Annotated in this window: 17 protein-coding genes; 13 read left to right on the top strand and 4 right to left on the bottom strand. The window is 71.5% G+C overall.

The features are described 5' to 3' along the window. Positions 1 to 24: 24 nt before the first annotated feature. The 5 genes from ABT367_RS19680 (at position 25) to ABT367_RS19660 (ending at position 7,383) form a co-directional block, all read left to right on the top strand. Positions 25 to 741, top strand: coding sequence for a hypothetical protein (locus ABT367_RS19680; RefSeq protein ID WP_352254360.1), 717 nt, complete (start codon positions 25 to 27; stop codon positions 739 to 741). Positions 742 to 827: 86 nt separating this feature from the next. Then, positions 828 to 4,337 carry an ATP-dependent DNA helicase gene (locus ABT367_RS19675; protein ID WP_352254359.1) on the top strand — a complete coding sequence of 1,170 codons (3,510 nt, stop codon included), beginning with the start codon at positions 828 to 830 and terminating at the stop codon, positions 4,335 to 4,337. A gap of 86 nt (positions 4,338 to 4,423) precedes the next feature. Then, positions 4,424 to 5,821 carry a dipeptidase gene (locus ABT367_RS19670; protein ID WP_352254358.1) on the top strand — a complete coding sequence of 466 codons (1,398 nt, stop codon included), beginning with the start codon at positions 4,424 to 4,426 and terminating at the stop codon, positions 5,819 to 5,821. Positions 5,822 to 5,923: 102 nt separating this feature from the next. Beyond that, on the top strand, positions 5,924 to 6,877 hold the full coding sequence (nudC, locus tag ABT367_RS19665) for an NAD(+) diphosphatase (protein ID WP_199549603.1): 954 nt from the start codon (positions 5,924 to 5,926) through the stop codon (positions 6,875 to 6,877). A 62-nt stretch (positions 6,878 to 6,939) separates the two neighbouring features. Further along, positions 6,940 to 7,383, top strand: a complete 444-nt coding sequence (locus tag ABT367_RS19660; protein ID WP_352254357.1) for an OsmC family protein — start codon at positions 6,940 to 6,942, stop codon at positions 7,381 to 7,383. On the opposite strand, the gene ABT367_RS19655 is transcribed toward ABT367_RS19660, so the two are convergent. Further along, positions 7,380 to 8,300, bottom strand: coding sequence for an adenosine kinase (locus ABT367_RS19655; protein ID WP_352254356.1), 921 nt, complete (start codon positions 8,298 to 8,300; stop codon positions 7,380 to 7,382). The genes ABT367_RS19660 and ABT367_RS19655 overlap by 4 nt on opposite strands. Positions 8,301 to 8,376: 76 nt before the next feature. On the opposite strand from ABT367_RS19655, the gene ABT367_RS19650 reads away from it, so the two are divergent. Beyond that, positions 8,377 to 8,643: a glutaredoxin domain-containing protein gene (locus tag ABT367_RS19650; protein ID WP_352254355.1), complete on the top strand. Its 267-nt coding sequence runs from the start codon at positions 8,377 to 8,379 to the stop codon at positions 8,641 to 8,643. Positions 8,644 to 8,702: 59 nt separating this feature from the next. Here the strand turns inward: ABT367_RS19650 and ABT367_RS19645 are convergent, their stop codons facing one another. Then, positions 8,703 to 8,945 carry a mycoredoxin gene (locus ABT367_RS19645; protein ID WP_165332969.1) on the bottom strand — a complete coding sequence of 81 codons (243 nt, stop codon included), beginning with the start codon at positions 8,943 to 8,945 and terminating at the stop codon, positions 8,703 to 8,705. 102 nt (positions 8,946 to 9,047) lie between these two features. Here ABT367_RS19645 and ABT367_RS19640 point away from each other — a divergent pair, with 102 nt between their 5' ends. From ABT367_RS19640 to ABT367_RS19620, 5 genes are all read left to right on the top strand, one after another. Beyond that, a complete protein-coding gene (locus ABT367_RS19640) occupies positions 9,048 to 11,318 on the top strand; it encodes an ATP-dependent DNA helicase UvrD2 (protein WP_352254381.1) in 2,271 nt (756 codons plus the stop codon). 236 nt (positions 11,319 to 11,554) lie between these two features. After that, entirely contained in the window at positions 11,555 to 11,878 is a 324-nt protein-coding gene (locus tag ABT367_RS19635) for a hypothetical protein (RefSeq protein WP_165332994.1), read from the top strand. Positions 11,879 to 12,054: 176 nt separating this feature from the next. Beyond that, positions 12,055 to 12,420 carry a WhiB family transcriptional regulator gene (locus tag ABT367_RS19630; RefSeq protein ID WP_165332970.1) on the top strand — a complete coding sequence of 122 codons (366 nt, stop codon included), beginning with the start codon at positions 12,055 to 12,057 and terminating at the stop codon, positions 12,418 to 12,420. Continuing rightward, a complete protein-coding gene (locus tag ABT367_RS19625; protein ID WP_165332971.1) occupies positions 12,417 to 12,758 on the top strand; it encodes a hypothetical protein in 342 nt (113 codons plus the stop codon). Before ABT367_RS19630 ends, ABT367_RS19625 begins: the two co-directional genes overlap by 4 nt. A 134-nt stretch (positions 12,759 to 12,892) precedes the next feature. Beyond that, positions 12,893 to 13,081, top strand: coding sequence for a hypothetical protein (locus ABT367_RS19620; protein ID WP_352254380.1), 189 nt, complete (start codon positions 12,893 to 12,895; stop codon positions 13,079 to 13,081). A gap of 22 nt (positions 13,082 to 13,103) precedes the next feature. On the opposite strand, the gene ABT367_RS19615 is transcribed toward ABT367_RS19620, so the two are convergent. Next, positions 13,104 to 14,501, bottom strand: a complete 1,398-nt coding sequence (locus ABT367_RS19615) for an ABC1 kinase family protein (protein ID WP_352254354.1) — start codon at positions 14,499 to 14,501, stop codon at positions 13,104 to 13,106. Next, positions 14,494 to 15,762: a TOMM precursor leader peptide-binding protein gene (locus ABT367_RS19610; protein WP_352254353.1), complete on the bottom strand. Its 1,269-nt coding sequence runs from the start codon at positions 15,760 to 15,762 to the stop codon at positions 14,494 to 14,496. Before ABT367_RS19610 ends, ABT367_RS19615 begins: the two co-directional genes overlap by 8 nt. 152 nt (positions 15,763 to 15,914) lie before the next feature. Here ABT367_RS19610 and ABT367_RS19605 point away from each other — a divergent pair, with 152 nt between their 5' ends. Beyond that, positions 15,915 to 16,553: a M48 metallopeptidase family protein gene (locus ABT367_RS19605; RefSeq protein ID WP_352254352.1), complete on the top strand. Its 639-nt coding sequence runs from the start codon at positions 15,915 to 15,917 to the stop codon at positions 16,551 to 16,553. Between the two features lie 124 nt (positions 16,554 to 16,677). Continuing rightward, positions 16,678 to 17,480 (top strand): TerD family protein (locus ABT367_RS19600; protein WP_352254351.1); only part of this gene is annotated, 803 nt, incomplete at its 3' end.

The raw sequence follows: 17,480 nt of genomic DNA, 5'->3' as shown, positions 1-17,480 counted from the left end.
TCACATAACGGGAGGAATGACGCAATGCGCTTGTACGGGAAGTCGCTCGCCGTGGTCGGCATCGTCGGGGTCGCCCTGGCCGGCTGTTCGAGCGGTGGCGGTGAGCAGAGCTTCGACGGCAAGAGCGCCGGCACCATCGCGGACGAGGCGACCGCGGCCATGAAGTCCGCGAAGTCGTTCCGCCTCGCCACCGACGGCGAGGAGCGGGGCCAGCGCACCAAGGTGACCATGGAGGTCGCCGAGAGCGGGAAGTGCCGGACGAAGATGGACCTCCCGATGGTGGGGCAGGTCGAGTCGGTCACCGTCGACGGGACGTCGTACTCGAAGGGCGGGCCCGAGTTCATGAAGATGGTGCTCGGCGGCGAGGCGGCGGCGAAGGCGGCTCAGGGCCGCTGGGTGAAGTCCCCCGACAAGGCGAAGGACACGACCTGCCGGATCGAGTCGCTGTTCACACCGGAGGCGCTCAAGGGGTCTTCGCGCGGTGCGGACTCCTCGGTCGACGGCCACCGGACGGCGACGCTGACGAAGTCGGAGCAGGGCAACCAGGTCACGGTGCATGTGGCGGCGGAGGGCAAGCCGTACGTCCTGCGGATCGAGGCGCAGGGTGCCGCGAAGAACACGGCGACGTTCTCGTCCTTCGACGAGCGCATCGAGGTCCAGGCGCCGCCGGCGTCCCAGGTGGTGGAGGGCAAGCGCCCGGCCGGGCAGGCAGGGCAGTCGGAGCAGTCCGGGCAGCAGTGAGCTCCGCTCCCGGGGGCTCTGCTCCCGGGAGCCGGCCCGTCCCGGTCCGCACCCCGCTTGTCAGAGCGCCCCAGTAGCCTCGGAGCGTGCCCGCACGACTCACTCACCCCGATCAGCTCAAGGAGCTGCTCGGCATCCCGTTCACCCCGGAGCAGACGGCCTGCATCACGGCGCCGCCCGCGCCGCAGGTGATCGTGGCCGGAGCCGGGTCCGGGAAGACCACGGTGATGGCGGCACGCGTGGTGTGGCTGGTGGGTACGGGACAGGTGGCCCCGGAGCAGGTGCTCGGTCTCACATTCACGAACAAGGCGGCCGGCGAGCTCGCCGAACGCGTACGGACCGCCCTGATCAAGGCGGGCATCACCGACCCGGAGACCCTCGACCCGGACGACCCGCCGGGCGAGCCGGTGATCTCCACGTACCACGCCTTCGCCGGACGCCTCCTCACCGACCACGGCCTGCGCATCGGCATAGAGCCGACCGTGCGTCTGCTCGCCGACGCGACCCGCTTCCAGCTCGCCGCCCGCACCCTGCGCGAGGCGCCGGGCCCGTACCCCTCGCTGACCCGTTCCTTCGCGGACCTCGTCAGCGATCTGCTCGCGCTCGACTCGGAGCTCGCCGAGCACCTCGTGCAGCCGGGCACCCTGCGCGCGTACGACCGGGAGCTGCTCCACACCCTGGAGAGCGCCAAGCTCAGCAACGCGGAGCTGCGCAAGGTCCCCGAAGCGGCGGCCGCCCGCCTCGAGCTGGCCGAACTTGTCGGCCGTTACCGCGAAGCCAAGCGCGCCAAGGACGTGCTCGACTTCGGCGACCAGATCGCGCTCTCCGCGACCCTCGCCGACACCCGGCCCGAGGTCGGGGCGATCCTGCGGGACGAGTTCCGGGTCGTGCTGCTCGACGAGTACCAGGACACGAGCGTGGCCCAGCGGATCCTGCTCTCCGGCCTGTTCGGCGCCGGCACCGGTCACCCCGTGACCGCGGTGGGCGACCCCTGCCAGGCGATCTACGGCTGGCGCGGCGCCTCGGTCGCCAACCTCGACGACTTCCCCGAGCACTTCGCGTACGCCGACGGCCGCCCCGCGAACCGCTTCGCGCTGAGCGAGAACCGTCGCAGCGGCGGCCGCCTGCTCGACCTCGCCAACACCCTGGCCGAGCCCCTGCGTGCCCTGCACGCCGGAGTCGAGGCGCTGCGACCCGCCCCCGGCGCCGAGCGGGACGGTGTCGTACGGATCGCGCTCACCGAGACCCACGCCGAAGAGCTGGAGTGGCTCGCGGACTCGATCGCCCATCTCGTCCGTACGGGAAAGGAACCCGCGGACATCGCGGTCCTGTGCCGTACGGCGGGAGACTTCGCCGAGATCCAAGGGGCCCTGGTCGCCCGGGACATCCCGGTCGAGGTGGTCGGTCTGTCCGGACTCCTGCACCTGCCCGAGGTCGCCGATCTGGTGGCGGTGTGCGAGGTGCTGCAGGATCCGGGCGCCAACGCCTCGCTCGTACGGCTGCTCACCGGGCCGCGGTGGCGGATCGGGCCGCGCGACCTCGCGCTGCTCGGGCGGCGGGCGCGGATGCTCGTGCACCGCGAGCAGGACCCCGAAGGGGACCCGGACGCCCGCCTCGCCCAGGCCGTCGAGGGCGTCGACCCGGCCGAGGTGATCTCGCTCGCCGACGCGCTCGACACCTTCCTCGAAGCGGAGCCGGCCGAGACCGACCTGCCGTTCTCGCCGGACGCCCGGGTGCGCTTCGCCCGGCTCGCCACCGAGCTGCGCGAACTGCGCCGCTCGCTCGCCGACCCGCTGATGGACGTCCTGCACCGCGTCCTCGCCGTCACCGGCCTCGACGTCGAACTCTCCGCGTCCCCGCACGCGCTCGCCGCCCGCCGCCGCGAGACGCTCTCCAACTTCCTCGACATAGCGGCCTCGTTCGCGTCCAACGACCCCTCCGCCTCGCTGCTCGCCTTCCTCGGCTTCCTGCGCACCGCCGCGCAGTACGAGAAGGGCCTGGACAATGCGCTGCCCGGCGGCGAGAACACGGTCAAGGTGCTCACCGCCCACAAGTCCAAGGGCCTGGAGTGGGACGTCGTGGTCGTCCCCGGCCTGGTCACGGGCACCTTCCCGAGCGGCCAGGGCCGCGAGAAGTGGACCGCGCAGGCCAAGGTCCTGCCGCACGCCCTGCGCGGCGACGCGGCCACGCTGCCCGAGGTCCCCGGCTGGGACAGCCGGGGGCTCAAGGCCTTCCAGGAGGACATGAAGGACCACCAGCGCACCGAGGAACTCCGTCTGGGATACGTGACGTTCACGCGCCCCCGCTCGCTCCTCCTCGGCTCCGGGCACTGGTGGGGACCCACGCAGAAGAAGAAGCGCGGCCCGTCGGACTTCCTGACCGCGCTGTACGAGCACTGCGCCGCCGGTCATGGCGAGATCGAGATGTGGGCCGAGGAGCCGGAGGACGAGGCGGAGAACCCGGCGTTGGCGGAGGCCTCAGCCGAGCACGCCTGGCCGCTGCCGCTCGACGACGCCTCGCTGGCGCGCCGGCGTGCCGCGGCGGCCACCGTCCTCGCCCACCTCGACGCCCTGCGCACCGCGCAGGCGTACGGTCACGACGGGACCCACCCGTCCGCGTACGGCGACGTGCCGAGCGACGAGGCCCACGAGGAGGCCTACGACCCGGAGTGGCCGCCGGAACCCGAGGACTTCGAGGAGCCCGAAGGGCCGTACGGGGAGGGCGAGGAGCTGCCGGACGACTGGGAGGACCTGCCGCACCAGCGCCCGGAGGGCCCGGGCCCGGGTCCGGTCCCGCACAGCCCGGACGGCCTGGATCCGCACCGCCCGGCCGCCCCCCACCCGCGCTCCCGCTCCCAGGAGCGCGACCCGCACCCCACCCCCGTGCCGCGCGCCCGTACCCCCCGTACCCCCGAGGACCTGCGCACCGTCGCCTCCTGGGACCGCGACCTCGAAGCGCTCGCCACCGAGCTGCAGCGCTCGCGCCGCGCCTCGCACGACGTGCCGCTGCCCGCCTCGCTCAGCGCCTCGCAGGTGCTGCGCCTGTCCACCGACCCCGACGGTCTCGCCCGCGAGCTGGCCCGCCCGATGCCACGGCCGCCGGCGCCGGCGGCACGCCGCGGCACCCGGTTCCACGCCTGGGTCGAGTCCCGCTTCGAGGCGCTCGAACTCCCTCTCCTGGACCCGGACGAACTGCCCGGCGGCGACGCCGAGATCGCCGACGAGCACGACCTCGCCGCCCTGAAGGACGCCTTCGAGCGCACGGCGTACGCCCACCGCACCCCGTACGCGATCGAGGCGCCCTTCCAGCTGGCGATCGCGGGCCGGGTGATCCGCGGCCGGATCGACGCGGTCTACCGCACGCGGACCGCGGACGGCATCACGTACGAGATCGTCGACTGGAAGACGGGCCACGGCGGCACCGCCGACCCCCTCCAGCTGGCGATCTACCGCCTCGCCTGGGCCGAGCAGCACGGGGTCCCGCCGGAAACGGTCACGGCGGCCTTCGTCTTCGTCCGCACGGGCAAGGTCACGATCCCGGAGCGGTTGCCCACGCGCGAGCAGCTGGAGGAGTTGCTGAACCCTCGGTCTGCCTAGCGGGCCTGGGGGAGGCATCCCGGCGCCCCGGCACCCCCACCCACCCGCACCAGAAGGCGACCCCCGACCCCGGTTACGCTCGACACATGAGCCAGACCCCGGACAACGCCGTCCGCCAGTACATCGACCAGCACAGCGACACGTTCCTCGACGACCTCAAGGAATGGCTGCGCATCCCCTCCGTCTCGGCCCAGCCCGAGCACGCCGACGATGTGCGGCGCAGCGCCGACTGGCTCACCGCCAAACTCAAGGAGACCGGCTTCCCGGTCACCGAGGTCTGGGAGACCGCGGGCGCCCCCGCCGTCTTCGCCGAGTGGCCGAGCGACGACCCGGCCGCCCCCACCGTCCTGGTCTACGGCCACCACGACGTCCAGCCCGCCACCCTCGCGGACGGCTGGGACACCGAGCCCTTCGAGCCGATGATCAAGGGCAGGCAGCTCTACGCACGCGGCGCCGCCGACGACAAGGGCCAGGTCTTCTTCCACACGCTCGGCGTACGGGCGCACCTGGCGGCCACAGGGCGCACCACCCCGGCCGTGAACCTGAAGCTCCTCATCGAGGGCGAGGAGGAGTCGGGCTCCCCGCACTTCCGCACCCTGATCGAGCAGCACCGCGGGCGCCTCGCCGCCGACGCGGTGATCGTCTCCGACACCGGGATGTGGTCCGAGACCACCCCGACCGTATGCACCGGGATGCGCGGACTTGTCGAGTGCGAGCTGTCGGTGTGCGGTCCCGACCAGGACATCCACTCAGGGTCGTTCGGCGGTGCGGTGCCCAACCCGGCCACCGTCGTCGGCCGCATCGTCGCCGCCCTGCACGACGAGCGGGGGCGCGTGGCGATCCCCGGGTTCTACGACGGGATCGTCGAGCTCACGGACCGCGAGCGGAAGCTCTTCGCCGAGCTGCCCTTCGACGAGCAGGAGTGGCTGCGTACGGCCAAGTCCTATGCCGCACACGGCGAGCAGGGCTACTCGACCCTTGAGCGCATCTGGGCCCGCCCCACCGCCGAGGTCAACGGCATCGGCGGCGGCTACCAGGGCGCCGGCGGCAAGACGGTCGTGCCGGCCTCGGCCTTCGTGAAGCTCTCGTTCCGTATCGTCGCGGGACAGGACCCGGCCCGTGTCGAGGCCGCCATCACGCAGTGGGTCGAGGCCCGGCTGCCCGCCGGCGTCCGGCACACCCTCACCTTCAGCGGTGCCACGCGCCCCTGCCTCACCCCGCTCGACCACCCGGCCCTCGAAGCCGTCGCGCGTGCGATGGGCCGCGCCTTCGAGCAGCCGGTCCGCTTCACGCGTGAGGGCGGCTCGGGACCGGCCGCCGACCTCCAGGACGTCCTGGAGTCGCCGGTGCTCTTCCTGGGCATCTCCGTACCGTCGGACGGCTGGCACGCGCCGAATGAGAAGGTCGAACTCGATCTCCTCACCAAGGGCGTCGAGACCGCCGCGTATCTCTGGACCGAACTGGCCGGGTCGCTGCGCACCTGACGCACCGGACGGGATCACCTGCCGAGCCCGCAGCCGCAACGATGTACCGATGTATCGCCGTATCCGTAAGTGCCCTTTCCATCGGGGGAGTTGGAAGTTCCTGTGACCACCTGGACCGACCGCACCGCTGACCGGCCCATCCCGCTGACCGCGCCGAGCGGGATCGACCGCGAGGCCCACCACCGACTCGACGAGGCCTGGCTCGCCGCGGCCTGGAGCCACCCCACGACCCGGGTGTTCGTCGTCTCCGGCGGCCAGGTGCTGATCGACGACACGGCCGACGGCGGTACGGAGATCGTCATGACGCCGACCTTCGAGGCGCCCGACACGGAGGTGCACCGCTACTTCCTGGGCACCGACGAGGACGGCGTGCGCTACTTCGCGCTGCAGAAGGACACCCTGCCCGGCCGCATGGACCAGTCCGCGCGCCCGGCCGGACTGCGCGAGGCCGGCCTGCTGCTCTCGCCGCGCGACGCGGGCCTGATGGTGCACGCGGTCGCCCTGGAGAACTGGCAGCGGATGCACCGTTTCTGCTCCCGCTGCGCCGAGCGCACCCAGATCGCCGCGGCCGGCCACATCCGCCGCTGCCCGGCCTGCGGCGCCGAGCACTACCCGCGTACGGACCCTGCGGTGATCATGGCCGTCACCGACGAGGAGGACCGCCTCCTTCTCGGCCGCCAGGTGCACTGGCCCGAAGGCCGCTTCTCCACGCTCGCGGGCTTCGTCGAACCGGGTGAGTCCATCGAGCAGTCGGTGCGCCGCGAGGTCTTCGAGGAGGCCGGTGTCACGGTCGGCGAGGTCGAGTACGTGGCCTCGCAGCCCTGGCCCTTCCCGTCCAGCCTGATGCTCGGCTTCATGGCCCGCGCCACCTCGGCCGAGATCAATGTGGACGGCGACGAGATCGAGGAGGCCCGCTGGTTCTCGCGCGACGAACTGCGCGCCGCCTTCGAGTCCGGCGAGGTCATCCCGCCGTACGGCATCTCGATCGCCGCCCGCCTCATCGAGCTCTGGTACGGAAAGCCGCTGCCCAAGCCGCTTCCGGTGAGGGAGTCGTAAGGGCCGTGGCGTCGTAATCTGCCTTACGGGGATCAATCGGGGCGAAAGGCATGGAGTAACCGATGGCCGACTACCGCATCGAAACCACCCGCAACGGCTACCGCGACTGGACCGCCCGCAACGACCGCGGCGCCGAAGTCCGGATGGCCGCGGCCGACGACGACTCCGCCCAGCCCTCCTTCACCCCCGTCGAGCTGCTGCTCGCGGCGATGGGCGGCTGCAGCGGCATGGTCCTGGACCGCACGGCCCGCGCGGTCGAGCACGACGATCTGGCGATCACCATCGAGTCGGTCTCGACGCCCGAGGACGACGGCCGGATCGGCAGGATCCGCGTCACGTACGAACTCGACATCCCCGCGGACGCCAACAATGGCAAGGCGGCCGAGGTCTTCGCCCGCGGCGTCCGCATGACGCACGAGCAGCACTGCACGGTCAGCCGCACGGTCGAACACGGCGCCCGGGTCGAGGCGATCCTGCCGGACGGCACGGTGGGCTTCGAAGGCTAGTTTCCGCCGGGTGCGGTCAACTCGGCCGCGCGGGCCAGCAGTTCGGCCCGGCTGATGGCGTCGGTCCGGGTGGACGGGACCGTACAGGCGTAGGCGCCGGCCACCGCCCCGTACAGGGCGCACCGCCGTACGTCCGCGCCGCCGAGCCGGCCGAACAGGAAGCCGGCGGCGAAGGCGTCGCCCGCGCCGTTGGAGTCCACGACGGGCGCGGGCGGCGTGACGGCGGGCACATGGGTCAGCTCGTCGTCCGCCAGCAGGTACGCACCCTCGGCCCCGGCGGTCGCGACGACCGCCTCGGCCCGGCCGCGCGCCGCGATCTCCCGCATCGTGCGCTCCGGATCGGCCAGCGCGGCGGTGGACAGGAAGACGAGGTCCGCTTCGAGCGCGAACTGCTCGTGGTACGGGTTCTCGCCGTCCCAGTTGTGCAGATCGGTGGAGACGGTCAGGCCCGCTTCCCGCAGCAGGGGCAGCGCGAAGGCGCACGGGTACGTGATCACGACATGGGCGTGCCGGCTCTCGGCGGCCAGCTTCCGTACCGTCGCCTCGGGCAGCCGGTCGGACTCCTGCGAACGCGAGTCGTCGTACAGCGAAAGGCGCCGCCCGTCGGGACCGACCAGATTGACCGCGCGCTTGGTGCCGCCGGGGAGCGGAACGGTGGTGAAGGGGATGCCCCGTTCGTGGTGCAGCGCGCGCACCAGCTCGCCCTCGTGGTCCTCGCCCACCATGTCGAGGTGGTGGGTGCGAAGCCCCAGGGCGCTGACCGAGACGGCGACGAAGTCCCCGCTCTGCCCGGCACGCGTGACGATGCCCGGCCGGATCATGTAGCTGTCGGCGAACGGCAGCGGCAGCTCCGGCACATGGACGATGGTGTCCACGCCGGAACCGCCCAGGACGAGGACATCGGTCTCGGTGCGCATGCGTTCCTCTCGACGACAGGCAGGGAAGCCGCTTCTAGACTCATCTCCTCATACGGGCACGGCGAGTGGGGGCGTAATGACCGACGACGAGGGCGTAACGGTCTATTGGCGCCCGGGCTGCCCGTACTGCATGCGCCTGCGCGTCTCCCTGCGCCTGAAGAAACTCCCGCGCACCGAGATCAACATCTGGGAGCACCCCGACGCGGCCGCTTTCGTCCGCTCGGTCGCCGACGGCAACGAGACGGTCCCCACGGTCGTCGTCGCCGGCCACGCGATGGTCAACCCGTCGCCGGCAAAGGTGATGTCGGAGGTCCGCAGCAGGGCGCCTCATCTGCTGACGTAGACGAAGAGCGGGCCCCGCCGGCAATCCGGCGGGGCCCGCTCCAGCAGGTCATACGGCGATCAGGCGCCGACCTTCTGCTTCACCTGGGCCAGCGAGGGGTTCGTCAGGGTCGAGCCGTCCTCGAAGAGGACCGTCGGGACCGTCTGGTTTCCGCCGTTCGCCTTCTCGACGAACGCCGCGGACTCCGGGTCGTGCTCGATGTTGATCTCCTTGTACGCGATGCCCTCGCGGTCCAGCTGCTTCTTCAGCCGCTGGCAGTAGCCGCACCACGTGGTGCTGTACATCGTCACAGTGCCCGGCATGTCTCTCGCGCTCCTTAACGGTCCCGGTGCGGGGTCGCACTTCGTGCTCGCACCTGTGGAGAACGTACGTCAGGCGTGCGCCATTCCCACAAAGGTCCGCTCATTAGTACGACGGAAGCGGCCCCCTGTGGACAAGCGGCACGGGCTGCTCGTGAGACCTGGCAGCATGGCGGGGTGACAGCTGCAACGCCTTCCCCGCTGTTCCCGGAAGCCCCGGGAAGCGCAGACGCCGTGCTCGAAGGGCTCGACCCCGAACAGCGCGAGGTCGCCACCGCCTTGCACGGCCCGGTGTGCGTGCTCGCGGGAGCCGGCACGGGCAAGACGCGCGCCATCACGCACCGCATCGCGTACGGGGTCAGGGCCGGGATCCTGCAGCCGGCCAGCGTGCTCGCCGTCACGTTCACCAACCGCGCGGCGGGCGAGATGCGCGGGCGTCTGCGGCAGCTCGGCGCGACCGGGGTGCAGGCCCGGACCTTCCACTCGGCGGCGCTCAGGCAGCTCCAGTACTTCTGGCCGAAAGCCGTCGGTGGCGGTATGCCGCGCCTGGTCGAGCGCAAGGCGCAGCTGGTCGCGGAGGCCGCGGCCCGCTGCCGTATCCGCCTGGACCGGGGCGAGCTGCGCGATGTCACCAGCGAGATCGAGTGGTGCAAGGTCACCCAGACCGTCGCCGAGGACTACCCGGCCGCCGTGGTGAAGGCGGGCCGCGAGGCCCCGCGCGATCCGGCCGAGATCTCCCGTATCTACACGCACTACGAGCAGCTCAAGCAGGAGCGCGGGGTCATCGACTTCGAGGACGTGCTGCTGCTCACCGTCGCGATCCTGCAGGACCGCTACGACATCGCCGAGCAGGTCCGCTCGCAGTACCAGCACTTCGTCGTGGACGAGTACCAGGACGTCAGCCCGCTCCAGCAGCGGCTGCTCGATCTGTGGCTCGGCGAGCGGGACACCCTGTGCGTGGTGGGCGACGCCAGCCAGACGATTTACTCGTTCACCGGCGCGACCCCCGATCACCTCCTCAACTTCCGTACGCGCCACCCGAGCGCCACCGTCGTCAAGCTCATCCGCGACTACCGCTCGACCCCCCAGGTCGTCCACCTCGCCAACGGACTGCTTGCCGCCGCGAAGGGCCGGGCCGCCGAGCACCGGCTCGAACTGGTCTCGCAGCGCGAGGGCGGCCCCGAGCCCGTCTATGCCGAGTACGGGGACGAGCCCACCGAGGCCGAGCACACCGCCCGCCGGATCCGCGACCTCATGAACGCGGGCACGCCGGCGAGCGAGATCGCCATCCTCTTCCGTACGAACGGGCAGTCCGAGCTCTACGAACAAGCCCTCGCGGACGCCGGCATCGCCTACCAGCTGCGTGGCGCCGAGCGCTTCTTCGAGCGCCAGGAGGTACGGGAAGCGGGCGCCGCCCTGCGCGGTGCGGCCCGCTTCGGCGGCAACGACGCGCTGCTCGACGACGCCGTCGGCCTGCCCTCGCAGGTGCGGGCCGTCCTGTCCACCAAGGGCTGGACCAGCCAGGCCCCGGCGGGTTCGGGCGCCGTCCGCGACCGCTGGGAGTCCCTCGCGGCCCTGGTGCGCCTGGCCGAGGACTTCGCCGCCGCCAAGCCCGGGGCCACCCTCGCCGATCTCGTCGCCGAGCTCGACGAGCGGGCCGCCGCCCAGCACGCGCCCACCGTCCAGGGCGTCACGCTCGCCTCGCTGCACGCGGCCAAGGGCCTGGAGTGGGACGCGGTGTTCCTGGTCGGACTGACCGAGGGCATGCTGCCGATCGCGTACGCGACGACCGACGAACAGGTCGAGGAGGAGCGCCGCCTTCTGTACGTGGGCGTCACCCGCGCCCGGCGCCATCTCTCCTTGTCATGGGCCCTTTCGCGCTCGCCCGGCGGCCGGGCGAGCAGGCGGCCGAGCTCCTTCCTTGACGGACTGCGCCCCGGCTCGGTGGGCGCGGGACTGCGGCGGGCCGGCGGGGCGGCGGGCGGCTCGTCCGTCGAGCGCGGCACCCGCGGCCCCGCGCGCAAGCCCCGCGCACCCGTGCCCTGCCGGGTCTGCGGACGCACCCTCACCGACGCCGGCGAGCTGAAGCTGATGCGCTGCGAGGACTGCCCGTCCGACATGGACGAGGGGCTGTACGAGCGGTTGCGCGAGTGGCGTGCGGACCGGGCGCAGGAGATCGGTCAGCCCGCATACTGCGTGTTCACGGACAAGACGCTCATAGCGATCGCGGAGAACGTCCCGGACGACGCACAGGACCTCGCGCGCATCCCCGGGGTCGGCAGAAGGAAACTTGATCGCTTCGGAGCCGACGTCCTTGCCATCTGCGCAGGTGAGACGCCTGTGACCGCAGTTGTGGAGGAGGGCGGGAGCGACTGAGGAAAACTCGTCGAAAAAATAGTTTGCGCGCGCCCGACGAAGACCCATAGGTTCTTCAAGCACGGAGACGGACGCTTCATGAGGTCCTGAAACGGACGCTTCCTGAAGCCCGGATTCCGTGTTGTACTTGAAGACCTTGAACATCAGCGACCGTCGGCTGTGGAGACACAGCATGACCGGTCCCGAGACGCCGAGAGGAGGCGAGTCCAGTGATCAGCATCATCAACCGCACCAAAATGACCGACGTTGACCGCTCGGTCGTCGCCACCTGCCCGCTCGGTATCTCGCTCCTGGGCACCGGTCTGTCCGGCGTTCGCGCCGGCCGCCTGGCCGCCCCGGCTCCCATTGCCGCCTCCGTGGATTCCGTCTCGCTGCTCGCCAGTGAGCGCAACCTCGGCGGCAATGAGCGACCGACCAAGGCACCGGAAGCAGCAGTAGTGGCACAGGCGCAGGCCTATGCCTTTGCAGCGGCCGGTGCCGGATCCCGGAAGCAGACGACGACGCAGCACCAGCACATGTGGGCCTTCCGCGGGCTCGAACCCTGGAGTGATCCAGCCTGATCGACGATCAGGCCGGCGCCTTCAGGGCCGCGGAACCCCATCCGGGATCCGCGGCCCTTTTGTTTGTCCCGAACAGGGATGGACGAAGCCGAAGGGGCCACCGGACAAGCAGTAACTGGTACCAAGCCGCCACCCGGCCGACCGGCCGGAACGACCAGACGAGGACGACACACACCGTGCCTACCGAAACGCACGCCCCGTCAGTACCGCCTTCAGAGACGAACCCCCCGCCCGGCCTTCAGGAGAACACCTTGACTCCCCTCACCGCGCTCACCGCGCTCGACGACGCCATCGAGAACCTCGGCGTGCCCGTCCCCTGCCGTTCTTTCGACCCGGAGGTCTTCTTCGCCGAGTCGCCGGCCGATGTCGAGTACGCCAAGTCCCTCTGCCGTACCTGCCCGCTGGTCGAGGCCTGCCTCGCCGGTGCGAAGGAGCGGCGTGAGCCCTGGGGTGTCTGGGGTGGCGAGCTGTTCGTCCAGGGTGTGGTCGTCGCCCGCAAGCGGCCGCGTGGCCGCCCGCGCAAGAACCCGGTCGTCGCATGAGCACCGCCGGAACCATCGACCGTCCCGAGACGCACGACCCCATGAAGCAGGCCCCCATGCTGCACCGATTCAAGTCGGCCACTGCCGACCGCGAGCCGCTCGGCTCCGCAACCACTGACTTCTCCCACACCGGTGTGACCGCGTCACGCCAGAACAGGACCCGCGAAATGCAACTCCAACCTGAAGCCCTGGCCCGTGCACACATGCACGAGCGCATGCGCGAGGCCGACGCCGAGCGCGAGGCCGTGCGCCTCGTGTCCGCGCGCCGGATGCAGCGCCGTGCGGAGCGAGCCTCGCTCCGTGCGCGCCGCGCCCTCGCGATGGCGGTCATGAACTGACCGCCGAAGCAGGCTTGAACCTTCTTCCGTGAACCGCGGGGGCCGTCCGAACCGGGCGGCCCCCGCGGTGCGTTGCGCCCGGGCCGCCGCGGATACGGGGCTATCGTCACGGTGTGGACCAGCACCCCCGAGACGTGCACGACGCCGACCGCACGCAGGCCGGAGAGCAACTCGTCTGCGCCGGCTGCGGCATCACGGCCGACTCACCCCGGCCGACCTGGACCTGCTCCGTGGAGAACGGCAGCCGCCGCTACTTCTGCGACGACTGCTCGCGCGAGCATCTGCGGGCGATCGAGGGGCGGTTGGACTCGTCCTGGTGGTGAGACCGCAGGGCCGCCGTACGGATCAGGCCTCCGCCGCCTCGTCCGGCTCCTCCTCGTCGTACTCCGCGGCCACGAACCCCGGCACCCATTCCTCGAGTTCATCCCGCATCCGCACCGTCGCGCCCAGCTGGCAGAGCACCCCGATGGTGCTCAGCGTGACGCGGTGGATCAGCAGATACGCGGGCGGCAGATTGAGCCGCTTGCCCAACTGGTAGGCGGGGGAGCGGGGATCGCCGATCCGGGCGGCCTGTGAACGCATCCAGCCGCGTGTGAAGGTGAACTCGTCGGCGAGCGCCGGTTCGATGATCGGCAGCAGATAGTCGAGCACCGCCTCGGGATCGAGGTCGATGCTCTCCTTGACGAAACCCTCTTCGCAGAGCATCCCGTAGACCTCGTCGGCCTCGCCCTCGAGCGCCATCCGCAGCGCAAGACCGATGGTCTCGGGCAGTCCGCCGGGCAGCCGGTCCACGGTGCCGAAGTCGAGGACGCCCAGCCGCCACGTGGCGGCGTCGGAGCCGTCCGCGTCCTCGGAGCCGTCCGCGGTGTCCGGCACGAGGCGGAAGTTGCCCGGATGCGGGTCGGCGTGCAGCAGTCCGGTACGGGCGGGGCCCGAGAAGAGGAAGCGGGTGAGCAGCTGGCCGGCGCGGTCGCGCTGCTCCTCGGTGCCGTCCGCGATCACCTCCGAGAGCGGGATGCCGTCCATCCACTCGGTGATCAGCACCTGCTCGGCCTGGTGCACCACCGCCGGCACCAGGACATCGGGATCCCCGGCGAACTCCTCGGCCGTGGTGCGCTGCGCGGCCGCTTCGAGCCCGTAGTCCAGCTCCTCCGAGACCCGGTCGCGCAACTCAGCGATCAGCGGCTTGATGTCCATGCCGGGGATGAGCGGACCGAGAAGACGGGCGAACCGGCTCAGCTGATTGAGGTCGGAGAGCAGCGCCTCGCCCGCACCCGGGTACTGCACCTTCACGGCGACCTCACGGCCGTCGTGCCACACGGCCCGGTGCACCTGGCCGATCGACGCGGCGGCCGAGGGCTTGTCCTCGAACTCCTCGAAGAGACCGCGCCAGTCCGCACCGAGCCGTTCGGCGAGCACCGCGTGCACGGTGCGCGTCGGCATCGGGGGCGCGGCTTCCTGCAACTTCGTGAGCGCCGCGCGATAGGGGCCGGCTATCTCCTCGGGCAGCGCCGACTCGAAGACGGACAGCGCCTGCCCGAACTTCATCGCCCCGCCCTTGAGCTCACCGAGCACCTTGAACAGCTGCTCCGCGGTGCGCTGCTGCAGCTCCTTGCCGACGAGCTCGGCCGATTTGCCGCCGATCCGCTTGCCGAGCCCCCAGGCCGAGCGCCCGGCGAAGCCGAGCGGCAGCGCGGCCAGTTTGGCGGTTCGGGTGACCGCCTTGCGAGGAAGATCAGACATGCGCCCCTCCTGCTCCGGAAACCGGACTCCCAGTCCGGGGACCGGACTGCCGCGCCTTGACGGGCGGTTGATCACCGACGCGTCCTGTCACGCGGCGGGTCTGCTCGGTCATTGTCCCTTGTGGCGCTGGATCTTCCGAGGGCGCGTCGGAGTTGTGACGTACGGGTGGCCGCACCCAGCTGTTTTGTGCCCCGCACGGGCAGCCGGGATGCGGACGCAGAGGCACGGACTGCCAGGCGAGGTGGGGGAGGGCGAGCTCCCAGCGGTGTCCCGCGGCGGCCGGTGTCTCCCCGTCGAGGTGGGCCAGGGCGTGGGCGGCCGTGAGCCCGGCGACGGCAGCCGAGAGCGTGAGCGCTCCCGCGGGTACGGGGGCGGTCCGCCCGGCACGCGCGGCGCCGCCCGACCGCCACTGGGTGAGCAGCAGCGGCCAGACGGGATCCTCCGCGATCCGCCGGCGCTCCATACAGCCGGCGCAGGCGGAGCGTCCGGGAAGGACGAGCGGTCCGGTGAAACCGGTGGCTTCGAGGACGCCCGCGTACAGATGCGGGATGCCGCGCGTGGTCAGGTGCTCGACCTCGGCGGGGTCCGGTGCGTACGCGGCGAGGGCGTCGCGGGGCGTGAGGACGACGAGGGAGTGGACGCGACCGGGGCGCGTGGCGCAGCCGGCTGCGCACTGACGCACAAGCCGTCGCGCGGCATCCACTCTGCGCTCCCCGACGGACGTACCGGACAACCCGCCCGGGGTGACATCCCACGGCTCCACCGTCCCGCTGTCGACCAGGTCGACCCGCCCGACCCCGGCGGCGGAGAGCAGCGCGGCCACCTGGGCGCCGACCCGTCCCGCACCGCGCACCTGCACGCTCGTGCGTCCGCGCGCGGCAAGACGCCTGACGCCCGCGCCGGGTTCGCCGTCGGTCAAGGAGAGCGCGGCCAGCTCCGGGGCGAGGCGCTCGGCGAGGCCGGGCCCGGCACGTAAGCGGTCGACGGCCGGATCGCCCGCACCGGCGGTCGCGTCGTCGAGCAGTCCCGCCGCCGTGAGGCGCTCGAGCAGGGCGTCCACTTGGCCTTCCGGCAGCCCCGCGTCGCGCGCCTCGGCCCGCAGCAAGGGCACCCCGCGTGTCCCGTCGAGCTTGCGGAGCAGGCCGAGCATGCCGACCGCGATCGGGCCGAGCGTGCGGGCGTGCGCGGGTGTGACACCGAGCTGAAGGGTCGTGAGATCACGCCAGGCGTGGCGCAGCGAGGTCTTGAGTCGCGGGTGCATGTGCACACGGTGCACCAGGCCCCGCTCACCCTGCCGAAAGTTGTCCACAGGCGGCCTGATAAGTCGTACAAACGAGACCCGTCCGCGGGCCGCCAGGCCGGAACCCGCCCGGAGACGGGACTTCCGGCGGCGACAGCCGGTAACGTCGGGGCGTGCCCGCCGACCCACTGCACCGCGCCGGAAGTCCACAGCGCAGCACGAAGCACCAGCCGCCACGCGGCCCGGCGGCGAGCGCGGACCAGGGCGGTCCGGACCAGTCGGGCCTGGACCAGGGCCCGGTCGAGGTCCGCAGAAGTGCCCGCCGGCGGCGCACGGTCTCCGCGTACCGCGAAGGCGACCGCACCATCGTGCTGATCCCCGCCCGGATGTCCGAGGCGGAAGAGCGGCGCTGGGTCGGTGTGATGCTCGACAAACTCGCAGCTCAGGAAAGCAAACGGCTGCTCGGTGACGCGGAACTCGCCGAGCGGGCCGAGCTGTTGTCCGAGCAGTACTTCGAGGGCCGCGCCCGGCCCACCTCCGTACGCTGGGTCACCAATCAGAACACCCGCTGGGGTTCCTGCACCCCGGCCGAGGGCAGCATCCGGCTCTCCCACCGCCTCCAGGGAATGCCCGAGTACGTGGTCGACTACGTGCTCCTGCACGAGCTCGCCCATCTCCTCGTCCCCGGTCACGGGCCCCGCTTCTGGCGGCTTCTGGAGGCGTACCCCCGTACCGAAAGAGCCCGCGGCTACCTCGAAGGAGTGGTAGCCGCCGAGCGTCTGCCGCACCTGCCGGCCGCCCGCACGGAATAGTCACAACCCGGTGGCGGTGAAGCCGCTGTGTACCGAGTCTGTCCCGGCTTGGCCCATGCCCAGGATTTGCGGTTAGCCTGACGCGCGACGCACACATCATCGGGATGGGGGACGGTCGTTACGCATGGCCAGGGAATTCCAACGCGGCCACAAGGCCAAGATCAGTGATCTCACTCCGGGCACGGATCTGTACGTAGGTGTGCAGATCGCGGCTCCTGGACTGAGCTTCGACATCAGCTGCTTCGGGCTCGACGCCAATGAGCAGCTCTCCGACGACCGCTATTTCATCTTCTTCAACCAGCCGAAGTCGCCCGAGGAGTCCTTGCAGCTGCTCGGCGCGCAGGCCGGTGACACGGAGTCGTTCCGGGTCACGCTCGACCGCATTCCGCCGCAGATCCACCGGCTCTCGTTCACCGCCACGATCGACGGCAACGGACAGATGTCGCAGATCGGACCCGGCTACATCCGGATCGTGGCCGGCGGCGAGGAGGTGTGCCGGTACGCCTTCGACGGCTCCGAGTTCACCACCGAGCGCGCCGTGATGCTCGGCGACTTCTATCTGAAGGACGTCTGGCGGTTCGCGGCCATCGGCCAGGGCTTCGACGGCGGGCTCGACGCCCTCCTGAAGAACTTCGGCGGCGAGGTCGCCGAGGAGCAGCCCCAGGCTCCGCAGCAGGGTGCGCCCTCTTTCGGTGCGCCCGGCGGCCCCGCGGCTCCCGCTCCGTCCTTCGGCGCGCCCGCGGCACCCGCTCCGGCCCCGGCACCGAACTTCGGCGCCCCGGCCCCGCAGCAGACGCCGCCGCAGCCCCAGCCCCAGGCGCCGAGCGTCCACACGGCCCCCACCGTCGTCGCCCCGATGCCCACCGGCACCGTCCCGCCGCCGGCCCCGGCCCCCGGCCAGCCCGCGCCGCCGCCCGGATACGGGCA

Origin of the sequence: Streptomyces mesophilus, assembly GCF_040300965.1 — a bacterium.
Lineage (GTDB): Bacteria > Actinomycetota > Actinomycetes > Streptomycetales > Streptomycetaceae > Streptomyces > Streptomyces mesophilus_A.
The sequence above is the reverse complement of the archived record's forward strand: the minus strand, read 5'-3'. Positions and strand labels throughout refer to the sequence as shown.